Below are 22,577 nucleotides of genomic sequence, written 5' to 3'. Positions count from 1 at the left end.
TGCGGCGCGGCGCAGGCTCGGGGACGTGACCCAGTCAACGACCACCACCGTCCCGCCGGGCGCCAGCATCGCGCCACCGGCCCGCCCCCTCGGTCCCCTCGGGCTGTTCACCGTGCTGCTCGGTGCGGCGCTGCCCCTCATCGACTTCTTCATCGTCAACGTGGCCCTGCCGACCCTCGGCCGGGACCTGGCCGCGAGCGAGTCCGTCCTGGAACTCGTCGTCGCCGGGTACGGGGTCGCGTACGCCGTGCTGCTGGTCCTCGGCGGCCGGCTCGGCGATCTCTTCGGCCGGCGCCGGCTGTTCCTGGGCGGCATGGCGGCCTTCGGGCTGACCTCGCTGGCCTGCGGTCTCGCCCCCGACGCCTGGTCGCTGGTCGTGGCACGGGTCGCGCAGGGCGCCTCGGCCGCCGCGATGGTCCCGCAGGTCCTCGCCACCATCCAGTCGTCCACGGAGGGCCCGCGCCGGGCCCGGGCGATGAGCCTCTACGGCGCCACGGCCGGCCTGTCCATGGTGGCGGGCCAGATCCTGGGCGGTGTGCTGGTCGCGGCGGACCTGGCCGGCACCGGCTGGCGTTCGGTGTTCCTGGTGAACGTCCCCGTGGTCGTCGTGGGCCTGGTCCTGGCCGTGCGGACCGTCCCCGAGACCCGCTCCCCGCACCCCGAGCCGGTGGACGGCCCCGGCACGGTCCTGCTCGCCGCCGCCCTGCTGGCCCTGCTCGCCCCGCTGACCGAGGGCCGGGCGGCCGGCTGGCCGCTGTGGACCTGGCTGTCGCTGGCCGCGTTCCCGCTGGTGGCGGCGGCGTTCTACGTCGTCGAGCGGCGCGCCGACCGGCTCGGCCGGACGCCGCTCGTCCCGCCGAGCCTGTTCGCGCTCACCACGCTGCGGCGCGGGCTGACGATCATGGCGCCGCTCGCGGTCGGCTTCAGCGGCTTCATGTTCGTGGTGGCGGTGGCCCTGCAGAGCGGGGCGGGCCTCGGTCCGGTCCCGGCCGGGCTGGCGCTCGCGCCGATGGCGGTGGCGTTCTTCGGCGCCTCGCTCGCCGGTCCCCGGCTGGTGGCCCGGTTCGGGTCGCGGGTGGTGACGGCGGGGGCGGTGCTCCAGGGCGTCGGTGTGCTGCTGATCCTGCTGACGGTCCGCGCCGACTGGCCCGACGTCGGCTTCCTGGAGCTGCTGCCGGGCACGGCGGTGGCGGGCGCCGGGCAGGCCTTCCAACTCCCGGTCGTCATGCGGCTGGTGATGTCCGAGGTGCCGCCGGCCCGGGCGGGCGTGGGCAGCGGGATGATGGTGACCACCCAACAGGCCTCGCTGGCCCTGGGGGTGGCCACCCTCGGCACCCTCTTCCTCTCCCTGGTCCCGGGCTCGGGCATGCGGGACGCCCTGGTGACGACGCTGGCCGTGCAGGTGGCGGGAGTGGTGGTGACGGGACTGCTGAGCCTGCGGCTGCCCCGCAGGATCGGGTGACGGCGGGGACGCCAGGGAACGGCTTGGTCAACGTACCCGCGGACACCCCCTGTTGATGTTGCGCGTGCTGCACACTCCTTGCTGGCCGGGGTTTGCCGGGACAGCGACGCTGGAGACGTCATGCCGCAGATCGATCAGAGCAAGGTGAGCCGCTGGGACCAGCACGGACGCGAGCATGTCGTCCGGGTACGACGGACGGGCGTACAGCGCACCATCAGCTGCGACACCTGCGGCTGGCGCCAGGGCGCCCAGTTCCTGCCCTGGCTGAAGGCCGCGGAACACCTCGCCGAGGTCCACCAGGCGACGGTGGATCCGTCGGAGGGGACGCCGCAGCGCTGAGTTCCGGGGGCGCGAGGCGTCGTGGCGGGCGGGAGTGACGGCTCAGGACGGGGCCTGGGTGGCGGCGGCGTCGAGGTCGCTGACCAGCCCCCGCAGCAGCGGCCCGTACTCGGGGTGGGCCAGGGCGTGGGCCATCTGGGCGACCAGGTAGTCGGCGGGGTTGCCGGTGTCGTACCAGCGGCCCTGGATGACCTGGCCGTAGACGGCGCGGGTGGCGGCGTAGGCGTTGATCGCGTCGGTCAGGTAGATCTCGCCGGTGCGGTGCTCGTACCAGCGGCGGGTCTGCTCGCGGAGTTCGTCGACGATGCCGGGAGTGATGACATAGCCGCCGATGGCCGCGTAGGAGGAGGGCGCGGCGTCCGGCTCGGGCTTCTCGACCAGGCCGGTGATACGCAGGGTGCCGGCGCCCAGGTCCTCCTTGACGAGGGGGACGCCGTAGCGCTGGGAGTCGGCGGGGTCCATCGGCATGAGGGCGAGGACGGGGCAGCCGGTCTGCTCGTGGGCGCGGATCAGCTGCTGGGCGCGGGGGACCTCCGCCACGAACACGTCGTCGGGCCACAGGACGAGGACCGGTTCGTCGCCGAAGGAGCGGGCGGCGTTGAGGACCGGGGTGCCGTTGCCGTAGGGGCCGCGCTGGTCGAGGTAGGTGATGTGTCCCCGGCGGGCCAGCTCGGCGATCTCCTCGACGGCGTCCGCGTAGGCGGGCTTGCCGTCGGCGCGCAGCTGCTCGACGAGGGCGGGGTTGGGGCGGAAGTGGTCCTGGATGAGGGACTTGCCGCCGGAGACGACGATCGTGATGTCCGTGATGCCGGAGTCCACCAGTTCGCGCACGGTGTGCTCGATCACCGGCTTGTCGCCGACCGGGAGCATCTCCTTCGGCGTCGCCTTGGTGAGGGGCAGCAGTCGGGAGCCGAGTCCGGCGGCGGGGATCACGGCCCGGCGAATCGTCGGAGGCATCGGGTCTCCCTCGTCGTCACTCAGGTCGCCGCAAACTCTAGCTGGCCCGCAGCCCCCTCAGCAGCAGCTCCACCAGCGCTTCGAAGTCACCGTCCGCCTCCGGGTCCCTCCACACGTCGCGGTAGGCGGGGTCGTGGAAGCGGCCGGTGGCCTGGAAGACGGCCCGGGCCTCGGTCGCCGGATCCGGGACGGCGAAGGCGCCCGAGGCGACCCCCGCCTCGATGATCCCGGCGACCTGTCCGGTCAGGTCGGCGATGTGCTCGCCGACCAGCGCGCCGCTCTCCTCGGACAGCACCATGTACGTGGCGAACAGCTCCGGGTCGTCCCCCGCCTTGCGCCGCTTGGCCTCGAAGAGGGCGGCGAGCCAGTCCCGCAGCCGGGCCTCCGGGTCCCGGCCCGTGTCGGCCGCGATGTCCGCGAGCGTCTCCGAGGTCCGGTCCAGCCACCGCTTGGAGACCGCCTCGCGCAGCGCCGCCTTCGTCCGGAAGTGCCGGTAGACGCTGCCGTGGCTGACGCCGAGCGCGCGGGCCACGTCCACCACGGTGGCCTTGGCCGGGCCGTGGCGGCGCAGCACCTCCTCGGTCGCTTCGAGGATGCGCTCGGCGGTCAGGGTCACGGTGGTCGCTGCCATGCCCTAGACGGTACCCGGCGCCACGATCACTGCTCCGTGCCGAGATGTGCCATCTGCTGGGCCGGGTAGCGGGTACCGGCCGCCGCGTCCGCCGGGACGGCCTCCTCGATCGCCGCCAGGTCCGCCGCGTCGAGTACGACGTCCAGGGCGCCCAGCGACTCGGCGAGCCGCTCCCGGGTGCGGGCGCCGACCAGCGGCACGATGTCCTCGCCCCGCGAGAGGACCCAGGCGGTCGCGATCTGGGCGACCGTCACGCCCTTCCCGTCGGCGATCTTGCGCAGTGCCTCGACCAGGTCGAGGTTGTGGTGGAGGTTCTCGCCCTGGAAGCGGGGCGAGACGGAACGGTAGTCGTCCGCGGCGAACCGGCTGTCGTGGGTGAGGTGGCCGGAGATCAGGCCTCGGGAGAGCACTCCGTACGCCGTGACGCCGATGCCCAGCTCCCGGGTGGTGGGCAGGATCTTCCGCTCGATGTCGCGCGTGACGATCGCGTACTCCAGCTGGACGTCGACGATGGGCGCGGTGGCGGCGGCCCGCCGGATGTTGTCCGCGCTCGCCTCGCTGAGGCCGATGTGCCGGACGTGTCCCTTCTCGACGAGTTCCGCGATCGCGCCGACCGTCTCCTCGATCGGCACGTCCGGGTCGACGCGGGCGATGCGGTAGACGTCGATGTGGTCGACACCGAGGCGCTGGAGGGAGTAGGCGGCGAAGTTCCTCACGGCGGCGGGCCGGCCGTCGTTGCCGCCCCAGCCGCCGTCCGGGTCGCGCAGGGCGCCGAACTTCACACTGACCCGGGCCTGTTCGCGGCGGGCCGCGGGGGCGGTGCGCAGGGCCTCGCCGACCAGCGTCTCGTTGTGCCCCATGGCGTAGAAGTCGCCGGTGTCGAGCAGGGTCACGCCGGCCTCCAGGGCGGCGTGGACGGTGGCGATCGCCTCGGTGCGGTCGGCGTCGCCGTACACGGCGGAGGACATGCCCATGCAGCCGAGGCCGAGGGCGGAGACCTGGGGGCCGGTGGTTCCGAGGGAACGGGTTGGCATCGTCATGTCCACCAGCATCACATGACAGATGACAGATTTCAATATCTGTCAGTCCACACCTGTCAACACGACAGCCCTCGCCGACGCCCGGAAAATGAGGATTGTCCGCGAACAGTCACCCCGAGGAGAGGTCATGACGATCCGCATCGGCACGTACAACGCGGAGAACCTGTTCCGACGGCCCAAGGTCTTCGACATACCGGACGCCGCCGAGCGCCAGCGCGTCCTCGACGACTTCAACGAGCTGGTCGGCCTGCTCGACAAGGCCGTCTACAGCGACGACGACAGGACCCGCATCGGGCAGATCATCAAGGAGCACCGGGCCTACGACCAGGATCCCGCCCACCCGCGCCCGCCGTTCGTCGTCCAGCAGACCCGCGGCGGCACGGCCTCGCTCTTCCAGCAGAGCGGGCCGGAGGGCGACCCCGAGATCACCGTCACCGCGAAGGGCCGTGCGAAGTGGACCGGCTGGGCCGAGATGGTGCGGTCCGAACTCGACTGGGACGTGGTCCGCAACACCGGCCGGGTGGTCGCCGAGGTCAACGCCGACATCCTGCTCACCGTCGAGGTCGAGGACCGGCTCACCCTGGACCGCTTCAACCGGCAGGTGCTGGGCGGGGCGTTGGGGAAGCAGCCGTACCCCTACAGCATGCTGATCGACGGCAACGACCCGCGCGGCATCGACGTCGGCATCCTCAGCCGGCATCCGATCACGTCGATCCGGTCGCACATCTTCGACCTGCGGCCGGGCGGCGAACCGGTGTTCAGCCGGGACTGCGTGGAGCTGGAGCTCGCGGTCAACGGGACCCCGCTGTGGATCCTCGGCAACCACTTCAAGAGCAAGCGGGGCGGCGGTTCGGCCGGCGCGGCGCTGCGGCTGGCCCAGGGCGAGCGGGTCGCCCAGATCTACGCGGACGCCCTCCAACGCTCCCCGCGCGTCCTCATCGCCGGTGACCTCAACGACTCCCCCGACAGCCCCGCGGTCAGGAAACTGCTGGCCACCGGCGCCCAGGACGTGATGAGTCACGCCTCCTACACGGGCGACCCCGGCACCTTCGGCACGGGCCACTCCCTCGACCAGAAGATCGACTACCTGCTGTGCTCGCCGGAGCTGTTCGGCAAGGTGCAGCACGTGGACGTGGAGCGGCGCGGGGTGTGGGCGCCGAAGTCCTTCAAGTCCTTCGACACCGTGACGTCGAAGGCGGACGAGGCGTCGGACCATGCGGCGCTCTACATGGACGTGGACCTGTAGGGACGCCGAGGCCGGCCCGGCGGGTCTCCCCCGTCCGGGCCGGCCTCCCGCGTATGCCTAGCAGCCGATCAGGCGGCCCGCCAGGTAGCCCTCGATCTGGTCGAGGGACACGCGCTCCTGCTTCATGGAGTCGCGCTCGCGCACGGTGACGGCGTTGTCCTCGAGGGTGTCGAAGTCGACCGTGACGCAGTACGGCGTGCCGATCTCGTCCTGGCGGCGGTAGCGGCGGCCGATCGCGCCCGCGTCGTCGAACTCGATGTTCCAGTGCTGGCGCAGCGCGGCGGCGAGGCCCTTGGCCTTCGGGGACAGCTCCGGGTTGCGGGACAGCGGCAGGACCGCGACCTTCACCGGGGCCAGGCGGTGGTCGAGGCGCAGGACCGTGCGCTTCTCCAGCTTGCCCTTGGCGTTGGGCGCCTCGTCCTCGACGTAGGCGTCGAGCAGGAACGCCAGCATCGCGCGGCCGACACCGGCCGCGGGCTCGATGACGTACGGCGTCCAGCGCTCGCCGGCCTCCTGGTCGTAGTAGGCGAGGTCCTGGCCGGAGGCCTTGGAGTGCGCGCCGAGGTCGTAGTCGGTGCGGTTGGCGACACCCTCCAGCTCGCCCCACTCGTTGCCGCCGAACTGGAAGCGGTACTCGATGTCAGCGGTGCGCTTGGAGTAGTGGGAGAGCTTCTCCTTCGGGTGCTCGTACCACCGCATGTTCTCCTCGCGCAGGCCCAGGCCGGTGTACCAGTTCCAGCGCTGCTCCATCCAGTACTCCTGCCACGTCTCGTCCTCGCCCGGCTTGACGAAGAACTCCATCTCCATCTGCTCGAACTCGCGGGTGCGGAAGATGAAGTTGCCGGGCGTGATCTCGTTGCGGAAGGACTTGCCCATCTGCGCGATGCCGAACGGCGGCTTGCGGCGCGAGGTGGTCTGCACGAGGGAGAAGTTGGTGAAGATGCCCTGGGCGGTCTCGGGGCGCAGGTAGGCGATGGAGCCGGTGTCCTGCGTCGGGCCGAGGTGGGTGGAGAGCAGGCCCGAGAACTGCTTGGGCTCGGTGAACTGGCCCTTCGTACCGCAGTGGGTGCAGTTGATGTCGGCCAGGCCGTTCGCCGGGGGACGGCCGTGCTTGGCCTCGTAGGCCTCTTCCAGGTGGTCCGCGCGGAACCGCTTGTGGCAGGAGGTGCACTCGGTCAGCGGGTCGGAGAAGGTGGCGACGTGACCGGAGGCGACCCAGACCTCGGGGGCCAGGATGACGGACGAGTCGATGCCGACCACGTCCTCGCGCGACGTCACCATGTAGCGCCACCACTGGCGCTTCAGGTTCTCCTTGAGCTCGACACCCAGCGGTCCGTAGTCCCAGGCGGCACGCTGGCCACCGTAGATCTCACTACAGGGGAATACGAAGCCACGGCGCTTGCTCAGGCTGACGATGGTGTCGATCTTGTCGGCGGCCACGGTGCTCTCTTCATAACGACGACGGGCGACGAAGCGAGATGCTTCCAGCGAATGATTCAGGGTACCGGCGGGTGCTCCCCCTGAATCAAATCGGTTCCCTTGGCCAGTCCTTACCCAGCCCTTCACCGCACCCTTGGCCGGGCTTGTTGACAACGGTTTCCATATTTGTTGAAAATGACTGTCATGAACGTACGGCGTCAGCACATATCCGGCATAGCCATGGCGGCCACCGCCGCCCTCGGGCTCGGCACCCTCACCGCCTGCTCGGGGGCCAGTGCCGCCGGCAACACGGACAAGTTCGACGTCGTCGCGTCGTTCTACCCGATGGCCTTCCTCGCCGAGCGGATAGGCGGCGACCACGTCCACGTCACCAGTCTCACCCAGCCCGGCCAGGAGCCGCACGACCTGGAGATCAGCGCCCAGCAGACCGCGCGGCTCCAGGAGTCCGACGCGGTGCTCTACCTCAAGAACCTCCAGCCCTCCGTCGACGACGCGGTGGCCCAGTCCGAGGTCAAGACCAAGATCGACGCCGCTTCCCTGACCTCCCTGGAGAAGCACGGCAACGAGGTCGGCGGCCACGCGGCCGAGCACGACGACCACGAGAACGAGGAGCTGTCCGGCCTCGACCCCCACATCTGGCTCGACCCGGTGCGCTACGCCCAGGTCGCCGAGGGCGTCGGCAAGGCCTTCGAGAAGGCCGACCCGGACCACGCGGCCGACTACAAGACCAACACCGCGGCCCTGGTGAAGCAGCTCGACGCCCTCAACACCGAGTTCAGGGACGGGCTCGCGGACACGAAGTCCAAGGTCTTCGTCACCACCCACGCCGCGTTCGGCTACCTCGCCGAGCGCTACGGCCTGACCGAGGAGGCCATCAACGGCCTCGACCCCGAGTCGGAGCCCAGCGCCGCGCGCGTGAAGGAGCTTGAGAAGATGGCGAAGGCCGACGGCGTCACCACCGTGTTCTACGAGACGCTCGTCAGCGACAAGACCGCGAAGACCATCGCCTCCGACGCGGGACTGAAGACGGACGTCCTCGACCCGATCGAGGGCATCACGGACAAGTCCCGCGGCAAGGACTACTTCTCGGTCCAGCAGGCGAACCTCAAGGCGCTCCAGACGGCCCTGGGAGCCAAATGACCAGCCGATCGGAGAGCGGCATGACCGAGCCCGTCATTTCCCTGCGCGGGGTCCGCGCCGACCTGGGCTCGCGCCCGGTCCTGCGGGGCATCGACCTCACCGTGCACCGCGGTGAGGTCGTCGCGCTGCTCGGCGCCAACGGCTCCGGCAAGTCCACCGCCGTGCGGACCGTCATCGGCCAGGTGCCGATCGGCTCCGGCGAGATCGAGCTGTTCGGCACCCCGCGCCGGCGGTTCCGGGACTGGGCGCGGATCGGTTACGTCCCCCAGCGCACCACGGCCGCCGGCGGCGTCCCCGCCACCGTCACCGAGGTCGTCTCCTCCGGTCGCCTCTCCCGCACCCGCTTCGGCGTCTTCCGCAAGGGCGACCGGGAGGCCGTACGGCACGCCCTGGACCTCGTCGGCATGGCGGACCGGGCGAAGGACAACGTCGACGCGCTCTCCGGCGGCCAGCACCAGCGCGTCCTGATCGCCCGCGCCCTGGCCTGCGAACCCGAGCTGCTCATCATGGACGAGCCCATGGCGGGCGTGGACCTGGCCAGCCAGGAGGTCCTGGCGCAGACCCTGAAGAACCAGGTCGCGGCCGGTACGACGGTCCTCCTCGTGCTGCACGAACTGGGCCCCCTGGAGCCCCTGATCGACCGGGCGGTCGTCCTGCGCGACGGCTGTGTGCAGCACGACGGGCCGCCGCCGAAAGCCGTCGGCCAGCACGCCCTGCCCGGCCACGACCACGTACACCCGCACGCCCCGGCGGGTGCCGAACCGATGCGCACAGGACTGCTGAGCTGATGGACTTCCTCGACTACGCCTTCATGCAGCGGGCGCTGCTCGCCGCCGTCCTGGTCGGCATCACCGCGCCCGCCGTCGGCATCTACCTGGTCCAGCGCCGCCAGGCCCTGATGGGCGACGGCATCGGCCACGTCGCGATGACCGGCGTCGGCCTCGGCTTCCTGCTCTCCGCGTCCCCGGTCTGGATGGCGACCGCGGTCTCGGTCCTCGGCGCGGTACTGATGGAGCTCATCCGCTGGTACGGCCGCACCCGCGGCGACATCGCCCTCGCCATGCTCTTCTACGGCGGTATGGCCGGCGGCGTGATGTTCATCAACCTCGCGCCGGGCGGCTCCAACGCGAACCTCACCTCGTACCTCTTCGGCTCCCTGTCGACGGTGTCCGACTCCGACGTCACGTCGATCTGCCTGCTGGCCGCGCTCGTCGTCCTGGTCACCGTCGGCCTGCGCCGCCAGTTGTTCGCGGTCAGCCAGGACGAGGAGTTCGCGCGGGTCACGGGCCTGCCGGTGCGTGCCCTCAACCTGCTGACGGCGGTGACGGCGGCGGTGACCGTGACGGTCGCGATGCGGGTGGTCGGCCTGCTGCTGGTGTCCGCCCTGATGGTGGTCCCGGTCGCCGCCGCCCAGCAGCTCAGCCGCAGCTTCGCCGCGACCTTCGCGATCGCCGTGGCGATCGGCGTGAGCGTGACCATCGGCGGCACGGTCACCTCGTACTACCAGGACGTCCCGCCCGGCGCGACGATCGTGCTGCTGACCATCGCCGCGTTCCTGGTGCTCGGCGCGCTGGCCGCCCCGCTGGCCCGCCGCCGCGCCCGCGCGGCCGCCGCCGCCCACCCCGCCGGAGACCCGGCGGAGTGCACGATTCCGGCCACGCGAGGAGCGGGCGACGGAGTCGGTGTCTGACTCGGCACAGGCCGGGCTGGCACAATGGCCCGGCAAGCCGCAGACGTGAGGAGGCAACGGTGACGACCGCTGGACCGCCCGTGAAGGGCCGTGCCACCCGGCAGCGCGCCGCCGTCGCGGCGGCACTGGACGAGGTCGACGAGTTCCGCAGCGCGCAGGAACTCCACGACATGCTCAAGCACAAGGGCGACTCCGTCGGCCTGACCACCGTGTACCGCACCCTCCAGTCCCTCGCCGACGCCGGCGAGGTGGACGTCCTGCGCACCTCCGACGGCGAGTCCGTCTACCGCCGCTGCTCCAGCGGCGACCATCACCACCACCTCGTCTGCCGCACCTGCGGCAAGGCCGTCGAGGTGGAGGGACCCGCGGTGGAGAAGTGGGCGGAGGCGATCGCGGCGGAACACGGGTACGTGAACGTGGCGCATACCGTGGAGATCTTCGGGACGTGTGCGGAGTGCGCGGGGACGGTTTCCTAGGAGCGGCCGCTTTCCAGGAGCGGCGGACTCCTACCGGTGACGGCTCCGGTTGCGGGCGAGCGCGATCTCACCGTTGTCGTCATGGAAGCTGAGCCTCGGCTCGGGAAGACCGGCGGCCCCGAGCCGGTGTCGCAGCTCCTGGTTCAGCCCCCTCAGCGAGACGACCTCCGACCCGTCGGCCAGACCTCCGGCCAGGACGTCGATGAGCTCTCCGGTGAGCGCCATGCACCCGTCCCCGGGCGGAGCCGACACCGCCAGGACGGTCACATCGTCCAACGGCACGGCATTGAACACCCCGGGCACGCCGTCGGGCCCCGGAGGCCCGCTGTAGCAGCAGTCCAGGATGACGACCTTGTGCCGGGCCGCACTGCTGTGGACCACTCTCCGGATGTCGTCGAACGGCAGGCCCGTGACGGGCGCGTACGGACGACTGCGGCGAAGCGCCAGGCTCAGTTCGCCGGAGACCGAGTCGTACAGACCGTGTCCCGCGAAGTACACCAGCAGGGTGTCCTCGGCGGAGATCGCCGCATGGGCGACGACGCCGAGGACCGCCGCCCCGTCGTCCGGGTCCGGCAGCACCGTGGTACGAGCCCCGCTGAAGGTGCCCTCCGAGGGATCCGTGAACAGCAGCGACAGCTCGCGCAGTCCCACGCCGACCTGCGGCAGACGGGGCAGTTCGGTGTAGGCGCCGACCCCGATCAGCACCGCGTTGGAGCGATCCGGGTCGGGAAGCAGGGGCGGGTCGGGCCGCAGCCACGCCCAGGTCCGGAGCGCCTTCTCCTCGATCCGCACCCGCTGGAGGCGGCCGTGGAGTTCGGGCACGCTCTCGTACAGCGACTCGGACACGATGAGCGCGCAGTCGGCCCGTGACCCGCGCAGGACGGCCGAGTCGGCCAGGCGGGCGACATGGAGTACGGCCTCCCCCTCGGCACCCCGCCCGCTCACGCCCGCGGCGCCGAGGGCCAGTGCGGCCCGCACGCGCATCCGGACTCCCCGCTCGTGCACGTGCCGCAGCCCCTGGGCGAGACCGTCCACGAATCCGCGGACCGCCCTCGCCTCGTCCACCCCGTGGGGCAGCAGGACGAGTGTGCCGTCACCACGGTCCTGGCGGACCCACAAGCGGCGGGGAACCCCCGTCATCCTCATCGCGAGGTCGAGGACGTCGTGCAGGGCATCCTGCATCCGCAGTCCCGTGCGGCTGTCCATCTTCGCGTAGCCGACGATGTCGACGGCGATACAGATCCTGCGCGTTCCCGGCGAGCCCGGTGAGCCGGTCGGGGCACGGTTCTGGAAACGCAGGCCGATGAGCGACAGGTCCGGCCAGGCCACCACACACTGGTCGAACGGGACCCGTCCGTCCGGCTTCTCGTCGTCGTCCACGGCGAGGAGGAAGGCCGGGACCGTCAGGGAGTCCCAGGGCAGCACCCAGCCGAAGGGTGCGGCGGCCCGCTGGATCACCACCGTGCAGATCCAGCCGTCACCGTGCCAGAGCAAGTCATGCCGGCGCGCGCCCTCCCCCGAATAGCCCCGCTCGCGTTCGAGACGGAGGCCCCGCTCGTCGAGATACCGCAACAGGTCCCCGGCGATCTCCGCCTCGCTCTTCCGCGTCGCGGCGGGCTCGTCATGGACGTATCCGAGCAGATGCAGAAGCAACACATCGGTGTCCTGCGGAACGCCGCGCACCCGGGCGAACGCGCTCCGGACCTCCACGGGGCACCGGGACAGCAGCGCGTCCACATACTGCTCGCGCATCCGGGACCGAACCCCGGCGGGCGGCTCGTCCAGTGATCCGGCGGCGCTGTCCGCCAGGCTCATGACGTAGTCCCAGCGAGGGAGCTCGACGGAGGCCTCACCCGGCGCCCACCCGGGCGCCGTCTCCTCGGCCTGCGGCGACCGGACCACCCCGTCGGCGGCCGAGGCGGGCACCCCCAGCCGTGCCTGCATCGCCGGCCCGAGGTACGCGAACGGCGCGGTCTCTGCCGTCTCGTCCCGGTCCAGCGGCCAGGCCGGGAAGTCCGACGAGCGGCCTGTCAAGCTCTCGATGCGCTCCCCCACCCGGCGGCTGCAGTCGAGGAGTTCCGCGGTGGGGACGGCGTCCAGGAGCAGGTCCTTGGCCTCCGGGGTGAAGTCGAACAGCCGGTGGCGTCCGGTGAGGGTGGTGTCCTCGGGCTCCACGGGCTGTATCAGGCCGCCCAGGAAGACCTCGGCCAGTGGCGCGGTGTCCAGGCGCTGGTCGAGGCAGGAGTGGACGAGCTGCATCACGGGCACGGTGACCGGAGCCATGGCCGCCAGATGCGCGGCCAGGCGCAGGGCCTCGGGCGAGGCGGCGCGGGCGAAGTCCTGGACGGAGACGCCGACCGGCCCGGCCGGCGCCTGGCTCGGCTCGGGAGCCCACAGGCGGACCGGGACCGGTCGGCCGACCACCGTGTTCAGGGCGGCCCAGGTCGAGAAGCCGGCCGGGGTCACTTCCAGGACGGGGACGGGCACCGGCGGGGGCGGTGCGACGCTCGGGGGGAGCACCTGGTCCGTCACGGTCCAGGCGGTGTTGGCCGCGCCCGGACGAGGGGAGACGACCTGCCAGCTGCCCGCCCGTACGCCGGAGCCCGCCCACAGCCGACGGGGCAGGGTGTGGAGCACCGCGGTGGGGCCGCAGCGGGCCCAGGCTTCGAGCACCGGCCGCAGGCGTCCGTCGCGCCACGCGGCCGCCGCGCCGTCGGTGACGACCAGCACCATGGTCCGGCCGGCGGTGTCGGACACGGTGTCGGCCGGCCGGGTCTGCGTCGCGGTGGTCCAGGGGCGGCCGAGACGGACTTCCGCGCCCTCGGTGCCGTAGCGGATCTGGTAGGTCTCCACCTGGCGGAAGGCGCCGCTGCGTTCGAAAAGGCCCTGGAGCTCGGCGCACTGCCGCTGCCACAGAGGCATGGACACACCGCCGTCGATGATCAGGGTCAGCCGCAGCCATCGCTCCGGCTGCGCGCGCAGGACCAGTTGCGAGGTGCGGGTGTCGGCCTGGAGGTCGGCGGTGGCCGCTTCGTCGAGTTCACTGCGGCGGCGGCTCGGGACCCGCCGTTTCAGCGGACGCAGGGCCCGGCCGAGGGCAAGGGTCGGACCGAGGGCCCGGGCGCCGGGGGTCCACAGGGCTCCGGTCGGCGGTTCGGCGGTCAGCGGACCGGAGACGACCGGCAGTTGGGGGACCGGGCGGGCGGTTCTCCGTGTGTTCCCCGGCCCCTTTCCCGTCATGGTGCCGGGGGGTGCGGTCGCGTCCGGGTCCGGCTCCACGCCCGGCAGGGAGCCCTCGGCGTCCGGGGACTCCGGGTCGGTGCCCGGCGGGATGTGCGCGGCCAGGGGTGCCGCCGGGCCGGACGGGACGCGTGCCGCCAGCCAGAGAATGTCGAGGAGTTCTTCCTGCCCCGGGGACGGCAGCCCGGCCTCTTGTCCGAGTACCCTCCGCAGCTCCTCGAACATTTCTCAGCCGTCCGCGTTGAGCCGGTGCAACACCGTCTTCAGTAGTCCGTCGGCGTCCAGCCGGGCCCCGCCCCGGCGCAGGAACACGGCGTTGAGAAGCTGATCGGTGGCCAGTTCCCCGACCGCCCGCTGGGCCAGGAACGCCATGACGAGGTCACCGGCGTCGGCGAGGGCGTCGGGCCCGAGATGGCCCTCGACGATGCCGCGCAGCCGCGCCTCGTCCGGGTCTCCCAGGTGCAGGGGGAGACAGCGGCGGCGGAACGCCGGCGGGAAGTCGCGCTCACCGTTGCTGGTGATGACGACGAGCGGGAACTCGGCGCAGCGTACGATCCCCCGCGTCACCCGGGCCGTCATGTGCGGGTCGACGGTGAGGACGTCGACCTCCGCCTGGTTCTCGGGCAGCCTGGACAGCTCCGGGATCTCGAAGGTGCCCTCCTCGAACACGGTCAGCAGGTCGTTCGGCAGATCGATGTCGCCCTTGTCGAGTTCGTCCACGAGCAGCACCCGGGGGCGGTCCGCGGCGACGAACGCCGTGCCCACCGGGCCGAGCCTGAGGAACGAGCCGATGCCGGACCGGGTCCCGTCCGGGTCCCGTGCGAGGTTGCTCTCCTGGAGCCGGCCGATGGCGTCGTAGCGGTAGAGGGCGTCCTGGAGCGTGGAGCGGCTGTTGACGGGCCAGTGCAGCACGGGGCCCAGATCGAGTTCGTGCGCGATGGCCGTGGCCAGCGAGGACTTGCCCGTGCCGGGATGGCCGGTCACGAGCAGCGGCCGGCGCAGATGGATGGCGGCGTTGACGACGTCGGTCTCCTCACGGCCGATGACGTAGTGGGCCCCGGCCCGGGCGGTGCCGCCTTCGGCGGTCGCGAAGCGGCGCCAGGGCGGGGCCGCGGGAATCGCGACCGTGCGCCGCTGTCCGTCTCCCCGGAAGAGCCGCCAGTTCTCGTCCGCGGCGGTGGTGACGTCGTCCGTTTCGCATGCTGAGGGCGCTGAGGTCTCTGAGGGCTCTGAGGGCTCTGAGGTCATCGGGTCGCCTCCGGGGAGTCGGAACGGGCTGCCGGGTCGGCGAGTCCGGTCAGGGACAGGACGGGCGGAAGGGGGCGGTCGGCGGATTCCAGCAGCGCCGCCGGGCACACGGGATGGGCGGCCGGGTTCATGCACGCCTGGGCCCGGTAGTCCCGGATCCGCCAGGGCAGCCCGTCCACGGCTCTCTCCGGGCTGAGCGCGTCGAAGTGCGCGTCCGGGACCTGGGACGGTGCCTGCCGGTCCCACAGCACGACGGGGTAGCCGAGCCGCAGCGCGGCCTGCACCAGCCGGTCCCGGCCGTCCGGGCCCGCCCGTACCACAGCGCGGGCCGCGCGGACGTCCGCCATCAGGGCTCCGTAGCCCGTGTATCCCTTGGCATGCCCGTCGTCGAGGAAGACCACCGTGTCGTTGTGCCGCCCCGCCCGACGGTTCTTCAATCCCTCCTGGCGCTGTTCCTCCTGCTCGGCGTCGGCCAGCGGAGCGCACCGCAGTGCGGTCGCCCACTCCACACCCAGCAGGTAAGGCAGCGCATCGCCGTCGTCGGCGCCGTTCCACGCATCCACCGGCAGTTGCACGGCGTCCGGCTGGAGCAGGATCTCCACGACCGGGGTCTCCTCGGTCTCCGCGCGCAGCAGCTTCACCGTCCGCTTTATCCGGCGCACCACGCCCCGGGAGGAGAGGGGCTCAATGCTCTGTTCGGCGGCCTGTACGAGGTCCCCCGCACCGGTGTCGACCCACATCACGCACGTGTAGCGGTCGTCTTCGTCGTCGGCCGGGTCGACGGGCGCCGCGTCCAACTGCGCGAGGACACGGGGTAGGCAGGCCGCCGGTCCGAGCGAGTCCGGCCAGGCCAGTGCCTCGGCACGGCGCTCGGCCAGACCACCGTCGTCGACGCCGAGCCGGTGGGCCACCCGGTCCGCCCACTCATGGAGTTCCCTGCGGAGCGCGGGGACGAGCGCGGCGAGCAGTTCGGTGAAGCGGACGACAGCGGGCACCAGCTGCCGTCCGGGATGCGCCACGCTCTGTCCGCCGGTGAGTTCCTCGAAGTGCTCCACGCAGGCCATGAGCTGGTCGACGGAGGGTCCGTCCCTCTCCTGCGCGGTGGGCGGCGGCAGCCAGGCCTTGCCCAGTGGCTGGGCTGCTCGTACGGCCGCGATCACCCGTGCCGTCGGCGGCAGTTGCGGTACCCGGCCGAACGACTCCCGCAGCGAGCGGTGCTCGAGGGGGGACAGCAGGCCGGGCACGCCATGGGTGCGTCCCAGCGCCAGCAACTGGTCGGCGGCCCGCCGGTTCCGGGTGTGCACGACCTCCACGAGGGCGGCCATGGCCCGTTCGACCGTGAGCAGGGCGTGTGCGATCCGCTCGTCGGAGGGGCACGCCCCCAGGTCGGCTCCCGGGCACTGCACGGCGAGGTGTTCGACACAACGCGCCCGCAGGTCCGCGTCGCCCAGCGCGTCGTGCAGGGCGAGGGCCAGCCGGGACCGGTCGGTGGACGGCGGAAGCGGGGCCCGGCCCGGCCACACCAGCTGTTCCCTGGAACCGTCCAGGGCGCGGACCTCGATACTGACCGGAGTCTGCACCTCGGGCGTCTCGGCCCGGACGTGGGCGACGAGTGCGGCCAGGTCGGGGCGCAGATCGGCGGCGTTCGTCTCCAGCCAGTCGAGCATGGCGTTGGAGAAGACCCCGCTGCGCAGCGCCGGGTCGTTCTCCGCAACCTGGCCGGGGGCGGCCGCGCACAGGGCGAACTGCTCGACACGGCGTCGGCGTACCGTGGGAAAGCCCGCGACGGCGGGCCCCGTCGACTGGTTGTGGTGCTCGAGGAAGGCCGCACACGCGTCGAACAGGAGCACCTGCTGTCCGAATCCCCCGAGGTCGTCCCGCTGGAGGTATTCCATCAGGTTGGCCGTGTCGACGCAGCGCTTGTCCTTGGGGGAGGCGTCCGGGCACAGCAGCAGTCGGCGATCACCCTGGCCGAGCACTCCGTGGCTGCCCCAGAAGACGTACAGCAGGTCGCCGGTCCGCCCGTCGAGGCCCTCGGTGAACGCGTCCATGAGCAGGTCGCGGGTCCAGGTCTGCCGCCAGGTGAGTTCCCCGGCCAGCGCGTCGAGCCGGACGCGGCTGTCCTCCCCAGGTGCCAGCAGCAACTGGACGTTGGCCTCGGGCACCCCTCCTTTGCGCAGCCACCTGTGGAAGCGCAAGGCGTCGTCCACCGCGCCGGGCAGATCCCAGCCGGAGTGCCGGGGATAGCGTTCGACGCCGACGACCACGGCGTGTACACGCGCGGGGTCGTCGACGGCTCTCAGCCCAGCCATGTGCCGATCGCGTCCCAGACCTCGCGGTTGCCCCAGTAGGCGCTGTGCGCGAACGGGAACGGCTGGCGGTTGTCGACCTCGTGGTCGGTGGCGACGGCCGGGAAGACCTGCGCGGCACGGAAGGAGAGCAGGTCGCGCGGGTCGTAGAGGTTGAGCCAGCGGCGCGGGAAGTGAGCGGGCGGCTGCCGGGGATGTTCCAGGGAGACCAGGGCGCCGGTCTCGTAGAAGAACGGCGCCTGGGAGCCGACGGTGATCAGCTGGTCGACCCGGTCGATCCGCTCCTCCACCATCAGGTCGACGCAGGCCACACCGCCGAGGCTGTGGGCGATCACGGTGACGGCGTCGCCGGGGGCGTGCTCGATGGTGCGCTTGATCAGTCGGCGCAGGGCGAGGCCGCGCGCCTGGTAGCGCAGGATGTCGCCGACCGCGGGCACGAGCAGGCCGTCGCTGTGTGCGCCCCGGCGGCGGCGGGCGTGCCGGGTCAGGGCGAGGAGTGCCGGCGCGGCGGCGGCCTTGGCGACCGTTCCGGCGAGTGTGCGTCCCTGGCTGTGCAGATCGGCGCCGATCAGGGTGAGCAGGGCGTCCCGTCGAAGGCCGTCCGGGGCATCGGCTCCGGCGTCCACGGCATCCGCGAGCGCCGCTGCCACGACGGCCCTGGCGAAGGCGTGCCGATGCTCGTAGCCGTCCGCGTCGGCGGTGACCGCCGCGTCCCGCAGTTCCGGCGACTCGGTGACCCTGCGCAGGGCGCGGTCCAGGGCGTCGCTCAGGCCGTGTGCCGCGAAGGCGTCGCGCACCTGGGTGGAGGGGATGTAGCCGGTGAGTTCGTCGAGCAGCTTCTGCGCGCTGCTCCGGCCGCGGTCCAGCCCCGAGACGACGGCCGGGCGCAGGCCGAGCAGGCGTAACTCGTAGCCGGGATCCCGGTAGAGGACGCCCCATACGGCGATGTCCTCGTCCTCCGGGCGCCGGCCGCCGCGGGACTCCGTGTATTCGGGGATGCTCGCACCGTCCAGTGCCAGTCCGGCGCCGGCCTCCCGCCCCCAGAAGCAGCCCCGTATCCCGACCGTGGGCCGCAGCCGGGCCAGCTCCGTACGGACCGTCGCGAACGTCCTGTCGTAGGACTTCTCGCGCACACCGGTGCCATGGACGAAAACCACTGAGCGTTGCACGATCCCCCACCCCGCGGACGCACGTGACCGGGCTTCGCCGCACGGCCATGCGCCGATGCTAGTGGGGGGTGCCGGGCCGCAGGGGGTGATCCGGGGGAATCGGTCCCGCTCTGTGCCAGGTGCGGGGTGGCGCCGGAGGCGTGGGCTACGAAGTGGCCTGCTGGTCTTCGGTTCCGGTTCCGGTTCCGCCTTCCATGGCCAGGAGTTCCTCGTTCGGGATCGCGCCGCCGAAACGGCGGTCCCGGGAGGCGAACTCCACGCACGCCCGCCACAGGTCACGGCGGTCGAAGTCCGGCCACAGCACGTCCTGGAAGACCATCTCGGCGTACGCGCTCTGCCAGATCAGGTAGTTGGAGGTGCGCTGCTCACCGCTGGGGCGCAGGAACAGGTCCACGTCCGGCATGTCGGGGTAGTACATGTACTTCTGGAGCGTCTTCTCGTTGACCTTGGAGGGGTCGAGCCGGCCCGCCTTCACGTCCTCGGCGAGCGCCTGCGCGGCGTCGGCGATCTCGGCACGGCCTCCGTAGTTCATGCAGAAGTACAGGGTGAGGCGGTCGTTGCCCTTGGTCTGTTCCTGGGCGACCTGGAGTTCCTTGGCGACCGACCTCCACATCCGGGGCATCCGGCCCACCCAGCGCACCCGGATGCCGAGCGCGTCGAGCTGGTCGCGGGTCTTGCGGATGAAGTCGCGGTTGAAGTTCATCAGGAAGCGGACCTCGTCGGGCGAGCGCTTCCAGTTCTCGGTGGAGAAGGCGTACAGCGAGATGTTCCGCACACCGATCTCCACACCGCCCTGGAGGACGTCGAGGACGCGCTCGGCGCCGACCTTGTGGCCCTCGGTGCGGGGCAGTCCGCGCTCCTTGGCCCAGCGGCCGTTGCCGTCCATGACGATCGCGACGTGCTCGGGGACCAGCTCGCCGGGGAGCTTCGGCGCGCGGGCGCCGGACGGGTGCGGCTCCGGCGCCCTGTACTCCTTGCGCTGCCGCCCCAGGAACCCGCGTACGACCATGTTTTTCTCGTCTCCCTCAGTCTCGCCGTCTTACTTTTCCACGTACCGGAGTGAGCGCAGTCCGCGCTCCAGATGCCAGTGCAGGTAGGCGGAGACCAGCCCGCTCCCCTCCCGGACGTACCGCGGCTCGCACGCGTCCGCGGACTCCCAGTCTCCCGTGAGCAGCGCGCCGAGGAGGACCAGGGTCTGCGGCGAGGGTACGACGCTGCCGGGCACCCGGCAGTCGACGCAGACGCTGCCGCCCGAGGCCACCGAGAAGAACCGGTTCGGGCCGGGCATGCCGCACTTCGCGCAGGCGTCGAAGCTGGGCGCGTAGCCGTTGACGGCGAGGGAGCGCAGCAGGAACGCGTCGAGGACGAGGTGCGGGGCGTGCTCGCCGCGGGCCAGGGTCCTGAGCGCCCCCACCAGCAGCAGGTACTGCTGGACGGCCGGCTCGCCCTCGTGGTCGGTGAACCGCTCGGCGGTCTCCAGCATGGCCGTTCCGGCGGTGTAGCGGGCGTAGTCGGTCACGATGCCGCCGCCGTACGGCGCGATGGTCTCGCTCTGGGTGCACAGCGGCAGCCCGCGTCCGACGAGTTCGCTGCCCCGGGAGAAGAACTGCACGTCGACGTGGGAGAAGGGTTCCAGGCGGGCGCCGAACTTGGACTTCGTCCGCCGCACCCCGCGGGCCACCGCCCGCACCCGGCCGTGTCCGCGGGTGAGCAGGGTGATGATGCGGTCGGCTTCGCCGAGCTTCTGGGTCCGCAGGACGATGCCGTCGTCCCGGAAGAGACTCATCGCACACCACCGCGGCACCGCTGGGAGCGGAACTGGCTCATGCCGCCCATTCTCGCCTACGCGACCCCGGCTGTGTGCCGGGGTGACCCGCCGGCTTCCCCGTCGCCCCCGCTCACCGGCGCATGACCAGCCGTCCTCGCCGTTCCGCGACCTGGACTTTCGAAGCACGCCCTAGGATCCCCGGGTGGTGCGACGGGCGCTGGGGCGCGATTTCGGGTGGTTGTGGGCCGCGTACGGCGTGAGCACGTTCGGGACCTGGCTCGCTTTCAGTGCCTTTCCGATGATCGCCGTGCTGGAGCTGCACGCCGGGCCGTCGGAGGTGGCGGCGCTGGCGGCGGTGGGGCCCGCGGTGGGGGCGGTGCTCGCGGTGCCGCTCGGGCCGTGGGTGGAGTTCCGCCGCAAGCGGCCGGTGATGGTGACGGCGGACCTGGTGCGGTGTGCGGCCCTGCTGAGCGTGCCGCTCGCCTGGGCGCTCGGCGGGCTGGGGATCGGGCAGCTGCTGCTGGTGTCGGTGGTCGTCGCGGCGGCGGACATCTCGTTCACGGCGGCGAGCGGTGCCTTCCTGAAGGGGCTGGTGGCGCGGGAGGACCTGCTCACCGCGAACGGGCGGTTCGAGTCGACGATGTGGACCGCGACCATGCTCGGGCCGACGCTCGGCGCCGCGGTGATGGGACTGTTCGGGCCGGTGGTGACGGTGGCGGCGGACGCGGTCAGCTATCTGCTGTCGGCGCTCGGGCTGCGGGCGATCGGCGGGCGGGAGCCGGAGCCGGCGGCCGGGCGCAGGGACCCCGCCGGGCGGCTGACCGGCGCGGATCTGCTGGCCGGCTGGCGGCATCTGCTCGGCCACCGGACGTTGCGGGCGCTGTACGTGAACACGATGCTGGTGAACGGGCTGATCATGGTCGGTTCGCCGCTGCTGGCCGTGCTGATGCTGGGCCCGCTGCACTTCGCGCCCTGGCAGTACGCGCTCGCCTTCGCCGTGCCCTGCTCCGGCGGTCTGCTCGGCTCCCGGCTGGCGCCGCGCCTGGTCGCCCGGTACGGGCGGCGCCGGGTGCTGCTGGCGTCGGGGACGCTGCGGGCGTTCTGGCCGGTCGGGCTGGCCTTCGTCGGGCCGGGCGCGGGCGGCCTCGCGCTGGTGATGGCGGTGGAGTTCGGGCTGATCACCTGCTCGGCGGTCTACAACCCCGTGCTCGCCACGGCCCGCCTGGAGCTGACCCCGACGGACCGGGTGGCCCGTACGCTGTCGGCGTGGTCGGTCGGGACCAAGGCGTCCATCGCCGCCCTCACCGCGCTGTGGGGCGTCCTGGCCGCCCTCGTCGGCCCCCGCGCCGCGCTCGCCGCCGCGGGGGTGCTGCTGCCGGCGACACCACTGCTCCTGGTCGCGGTGCGGGACGGCGAGGAGGGGGCCGTGGTGAGCGGGGCGCGGGAGGAGAGGGCGGGGGCCTGAGGGGTCAGCCGCCGTCCGGTCCGGCGCCCGGCCCGCCGCTGGTGGTCAGGGACCGCAGGCCGTCCGGGCCGGGGTGGTTGTTCATGGGCAGCTGGAGTTCCTCGGCGGCCTCCCACAGCTGCTCGAACCGGCGGACCAGGGGCTGGACGAGTTCACGCCGGGCGTTCACGGCGGTCCGGGAGTTCAGCCCCAGCTGGTCGGGGTGGATCTCGTAGGACAGGGCCTGGTCGAAGACGATGAAGTCGATCATGTTGCCGCGCCGGTGATGGGCCTGGAGCTGGTCCAGGGCCACCACGCGCACCTGGATGCGCAGATCCCGCTGTTCCTCGCAGATCGGGGCCAGCGCGGCTCGCTCACCGCGTTCCTTGACGATGAACAGGCGCCGGACCGTGATGCCCCGCTCGATGATCGCCTCGTGCTGGGCGGTGAGATAGCGGTTGGCGGGCTCGGTGGACCAGAAGCCGTCGTCGACGACGGTGGTGCTGATGGCGTCGATGCTGAGCCGGGTGCACCGGGTGAGCGTCATCAGCCAGTCGTGGTTCTCGCCGGGCGTCTCGGCGCTGAGGCTGGTGAGGTCCTCCATCACCCCGGCGAGGCGGTTGATCTCCTCGTTCGCGAAGTCGTGCAGGATCCTGGGCCCGCTCGAGACGACCTTGGTGGCGTTCTCGGCGAGCCGCGGCACACCGTCGTCGCGGAGTTTCTCCACCTCGTTGAAGAGCTTGGTGGCCTTGCCGATGTCGGCGAAGCGCTGGTCGACGGAGCCCTTCACGGCGTGCATCTGGTTCACGAACGACACCAGGAACTGCACGATCAGCACGATGCCGCCGCACAGCACGGACAGCACGAGCTGCCAGGGGCCGTCGTCGTCGGACGAGATCACGTTGGTGAGCAGGTAGACGACTCCCCCCACCACCACCGTGACCAGGAGCTTCTGTGTTACATGCCGTGCATTCAACT

At 71.9% G+C, this 22,577-nt stretch carries 19 protein-coding genes; 8 read left to right on the top strand and 11 right to left on the bottom strand.

Annotation, left to right across the window (positions count from 1 at the left end; all coding sequences use genetic code 11):
- The first annotated feature begins 25 nt into the window (after positions 1-25).
- Both AQJ64_RS33840 and AQJ64_RS33835 read left to right on the top strand, forming a co-directional pair.
- A complete protein-coding gene (locus AQJ64_RS33840) occupies positions 26-1,462 on the top strand; it encodes an MFS transporter (RefSeq protein ID WP_397802945.1) in 1,437 nt (478 codons plus the stop codon).
- A 120-nt stretch (positions 1,463-1,582) separates the two neighbouring features.
- On the top strand, positions 1,583-1,801 hold the full coding sequence (locus AQJ64_RS33835; protein WP_055631390.1) for a hypothetical protein: 219 nt from the start codon (positions 1,583-1,585) through the stop codon (positions 1,799-1,801).
- A 42-nt stretch (positions 1,802-1,843) separates the two neighbouring features.
- On the opposite strand, the gene AQJ64_RS33830 is transcribed toward AQJ64_RS33835, so the two are convergent.
- Genes AQJ64_RS33830 through AQJ64_RS33820 form a run of 3 tightly spaced genes read right to left on the bottom strand, consistent with a single transcriptional unit; the run spans position 1,844 to position 4,429 of the window.
- On the bottom strand, positions 1,844-2,758 hold the full coding sequence (locus tag AQJ64_RS33830) for a UTP--glucose-1-phosphate uridylyltransferase (protein WP_055631391.1): 915 nt from the start codon (positions 2,756-2,758) through the stop codon (positions 1,844-1,846).
- A gap of 37 nt (positions 2,759-2,795) precedes the next feature.
- A complete protein-coding gene (locus AQJ64_RS33825) occupies positions 2,796-3,389 on the bottom strand; it encodes a TetR/AcrR family transcriptional regulator (RefSeq protein ID WP_055631392.1) in 594 nt (197 codons plus the stop codon).
- A 26-nt stretch (positions 3,390-3,415) separates the two neighbouring features.
- Positions 3,416-4,429, bottom strand: coding sequence for an aldo/keto reductase (locus tag AQJ64_RS33820; RefSeq protein ID WP_055631414.1), 1,014 nt, complete (start codon positions 4,427-4,429; stop codon positions 3,416-3,418).
- A 127-nt stretch (positions 4,430-4,556) separates the two neighbouring features.
- Here AQJ64_RS33820 and AQJ64_RS33815 point away from each other — a divergent pair, with 127 nt between their 5' ends.
- On the top strand, positions 4,557-5,675 hold the full coding sequence (locus AQJ64_RS33815; protein WP_055631393.1) for an endonuclease/exonuclease/phosphatase family protein: 1,119 nt from the start codon (positions 4,557-4,559) through the stop codon (positions 5,673-5,675).
- A gap of 57 nt (positions 5,676-5,732) precedes the next feature.
- Here AQJ64_RS33815 and AQJ64_RS33810 read toward each other — a convergent pair whose 3' ends face one another.
- Positions 5,733-7,115 (bottom strand): glycine--tRNA ligase, encoded by a 1,383-nt coding sequence (locus AQJ64_RS33810; protein WP_055631394.1) that lies wholly within the window; start codon positions 7,113-7,115, stop codon positions 5,733-5,735.
- 183 nt (positions 7,116-7,298) lie between these two features.
- Between AQJ64_RS33810 and AQJ64_RS33805 the strand changes: the two genes are divergently transcribed.
- The 4 genes from AQJ64_RS33805 to AQJ64_RS33790 are packed head-to-tail and all read left to right on the top strand — an operon-like array spanning position 7,299 to position 10,421.
- A complete protein-coding gene (locus AQJ64_RS33805) occupies positions 7,299-8,255 on the top strand; it encodes a metal ABC transporter substrate-binding protein (RefSeq protein ID WP_055631395.1) in 957 nt (318 codons plus the stop codon).
- 20 nt (positions 8,256-8,275) lie between these two features.
- Positions 8,276-9,043 carry a metal ABC transporter ATP-binding protein gene (locus AQJ64_RS33800; protein ID WP_055631396.1) on the top strand — a complete coding sequence of 256 codons (768 nt, stop codon included), beginning with the start codon at positions 8,276-8,278 and terminating at the stop codon, positions 9,041-9,043.
- Positions 9,043-9,945, top strand: a complete 903-nt coding sequence (locus AQJ64_RS33795) for a metal ABC transporter permease (protein WP_055631397.1) — start codon at positions 9,043-9,045, stop codon at positions 9,943-9,945. Before AQJ64_RS33800 ends, AQJ64_RS33795 begins: the two co-directional genes overlap by 1 nt.
- A gap of 59 nt (positions 9,946-10,004) precedes the next feature.
- Entirely contained in the window at positions 10,005-10,421 is a 417-nt protein-coding gene (locus AQJ64_RS33790) for a Fur family transcriptional regulator (RefSeq protein ID WP_055631398.1), read from the top strand.
- 30 nt (positions 10,422-10,451) lie between these two features.
- Here the strand turns inward: AQJ64_RS33790 and AQJ64_RS33785 are convergent, their stop codons facing one another.
- The 6 genes from AQJ64_RS33785 to recO form a co-directional block, all read right to left on the bottom strand.
- A complete protein-coding gene (locus AQJ64_RS33785) occupies positions 10,452-13,886 on the bottom strand; it encodes a caspase, EACC1-associated type (RefSeq protein ID WP_055631399.1) in 3,435 nt (1,144 codons plus the stop codon).
- 3 nt (positions 13,887-13,889) lie between these two features.
- Positions 13,890-14,909: an AAA family ATPase gene (locus tag AQJ64_RS33780; RefSeq protein ID WP_079062103.1), complete on the bottom strand. Its 1,020-nt coding sequence runs from the start codon at positions 14,907-14,909 to the stop codon at positions 13,890-13,892.
- Complete coding sequence (locus AQJ64_RS33775) at positions 14,906-17,221, bottom strand: VMAP-C domain-containing protein (protein WP_055631400.1); 2,316 nt, start codon at positions 17,219-17,221, stop codon at positions 14,906-14,908. The genes AQJ64_RS33780 and AQJ64_RS33775 overlap by 4 nt, the downstream gene beginning before the upstream one ends.
- On the bottom strand, positions 17,209-18,387 hold the full coding sequence (locus AQJ64_RS33770; protein ID WP_063788632.1) for a lipase family protein: 1,179 nt from the start codon (positions 18,385-18,387) through the stop codon (positions 17,209-17,211). Before AQJ64_RS33770 ends, AQJ64_RS33775 begins: the two co-directional genes overlap by 13 nt.
- A gap of 145 nt (positions 18,388-18,532) precedes the next feature.
- Entirely contained in the window at positions 18,533-19,396 is an 864-nt protein-coding gene (locus tag AQJ64_RS33765; protein WP_055631402.1) for an isoprenyl transferase, read from the bottom strand.
- Positions 19,397-19,426: 30 nt separating this feature from the next.
- A complete protein-coding gene (gene recO / locus AQJ64_RS33760) occupies positions 19,427-20,173 on the bottom strand; it encodes a DNA repair protein RecO (RefSeq protein WP_055631403.1) in 747 nt (248 codons plus the stop codon).
- A gap of 187 nt (positions 20,174-20,360) precedes the next feature.
- Between recO and AQJ64_RS33755 the strand changes: the two genes are divergently transcribed.
- Complete coding sequence (locus AQJ64_RS33755) at positions 20,361-21,620, top strand: MFS transporter (RefSeq protein ID WP_167738960.1); 1,260 nt, start codon at positions 20,361-20,363, stop codon at positions 21,618-21,620.
- Between the two features lie 4 nt (positions 21,621-21,624).
- On the opposite strand, the gene AQJ64_RS33750 is transcribed toward AQJ64_RS33755, so the two are convergent.
- Positions 21,625-22,575: a DUF6879 family protein gene (locus AQJ64_RS33750; RefSeq protein WP_206189592.1), complete on the bottom strand. Its 951-nt coding sequence runs from the start codon at positions 22,573-22,575 to the stop codon at positions 21,625-21,627.
- Between the last annotated feature and the right edge of the window lie 2 nt (positions 22,576-22,577).

This window comes from Streptomyces griseoruber (assembly GCF_001514205.1).
GTDB classification, from domain to species: Bacteria; Actinomycetota; Actinomycetes; order Streptomycetales; family Streptomycetaceae; genus Streptomyces; species Streptomyces griseoruber.
This window is presented reverse-complemented; position numbering and strand designations above follow the sequence as displayed.

Excerpts from the sequence above, each read along its gene's own strand:
- AQJ64_RS33805 (WP_055631395.1), top strand. The coding sequence starts at position 7,299 with ATGAACGTACGGCGTCAGCACATATCCGGCATAGCCATGGCGGCCACC.
- AQJ64_RS33765 (WP_055631402.1), bottom strand. The coding sequence starts at position 19,396 with ATGGTCGTACGCGGGTTCCTGGGGCGGCAGCGCAAGGAGTACAGGGCG.
- AQJ64_RS33835 (WP_055631390.1), top strand. The coding sequence starts at position 1,583 with ATGCCGCAGATCGATCAGAGCAAGGTGAGCCGCTGGGACCAGCACGGA.
- AQJ64_RS33815 (WP_055631393.1), top strand. The coding sequence starts at position 4,557 with ATGACGATCCGCATCGGCACGTACAACGCGGAGAACCTGTTCCGACGG.
- AQJ64_RS33800 (WP_055631396.1), top strand. The coding sequence starts at position 8,276 with ATGACCGAGCCCGTCATTTCCCTGCGCGGGGTCCGCGCCGACCTGGGC.
- AQJ64_RS33785 (WP_055631399.1), bottom strand. The coding sequence starts at position 13,886 with ATGTTCGAGGAGCTGCGGAGGGTACTCGGACAAGAGGCCGGGCTGCCG.
- AQJ64_RS33830 (WP_055631391.1), bottom strand. The coding sequence starts at position 2,758 with ATGCCTCCGACGATTCGCCGGGCCGTGATCCCCGCCGCCGGACTCGGC.
- AQJ64_RS33825 (WP_055631392.1), bottom strand. The coding sequence starts at position 3,389 with ATGGCAGCGACCACCGTGACCCTGACCGCCGAGCGCATCCTCGAAGCG.
- AQJ64_RS33780 (WP_079062103.1), bottom strand. The coding sequence starts at position 14,909 with ATGACCTCAGAGCCCTCAGAGCCCTCAGAGACCTCAGCGCCCTCAGCA.
- AQJ64_RS33795 (WP_055631397.1), top strand. The coding sequence starts at position 9,043 with ATGGACTTCCTCGACTACGCCTTCATGCAGCGGGCGCTGCTCGCCGCC.
- AQJ64_RS33775 (WP_055631400.1), bottom strand. The coding sequence starts at position 17,221 with ATGGCTGGGCTGAGAGCCGTCGACGACCCCGCGCGTGTACACGCCGTG.
- AQJ64_RS33820 (WP_055631414.1), bottom strand. The coding sequence starts at position 4,429 with ATGACGATGCCAACCCGTTCCCTCGGAACCACCGGCCCCCAGGTCTCC.
- recO (WP_055631403.1), bottom strand. The coding sequence starts at position 20,173 with ATGAGTCTCTTCCGGGACGACGGCATCGTCCTGCGGACCCAGAAGCTC.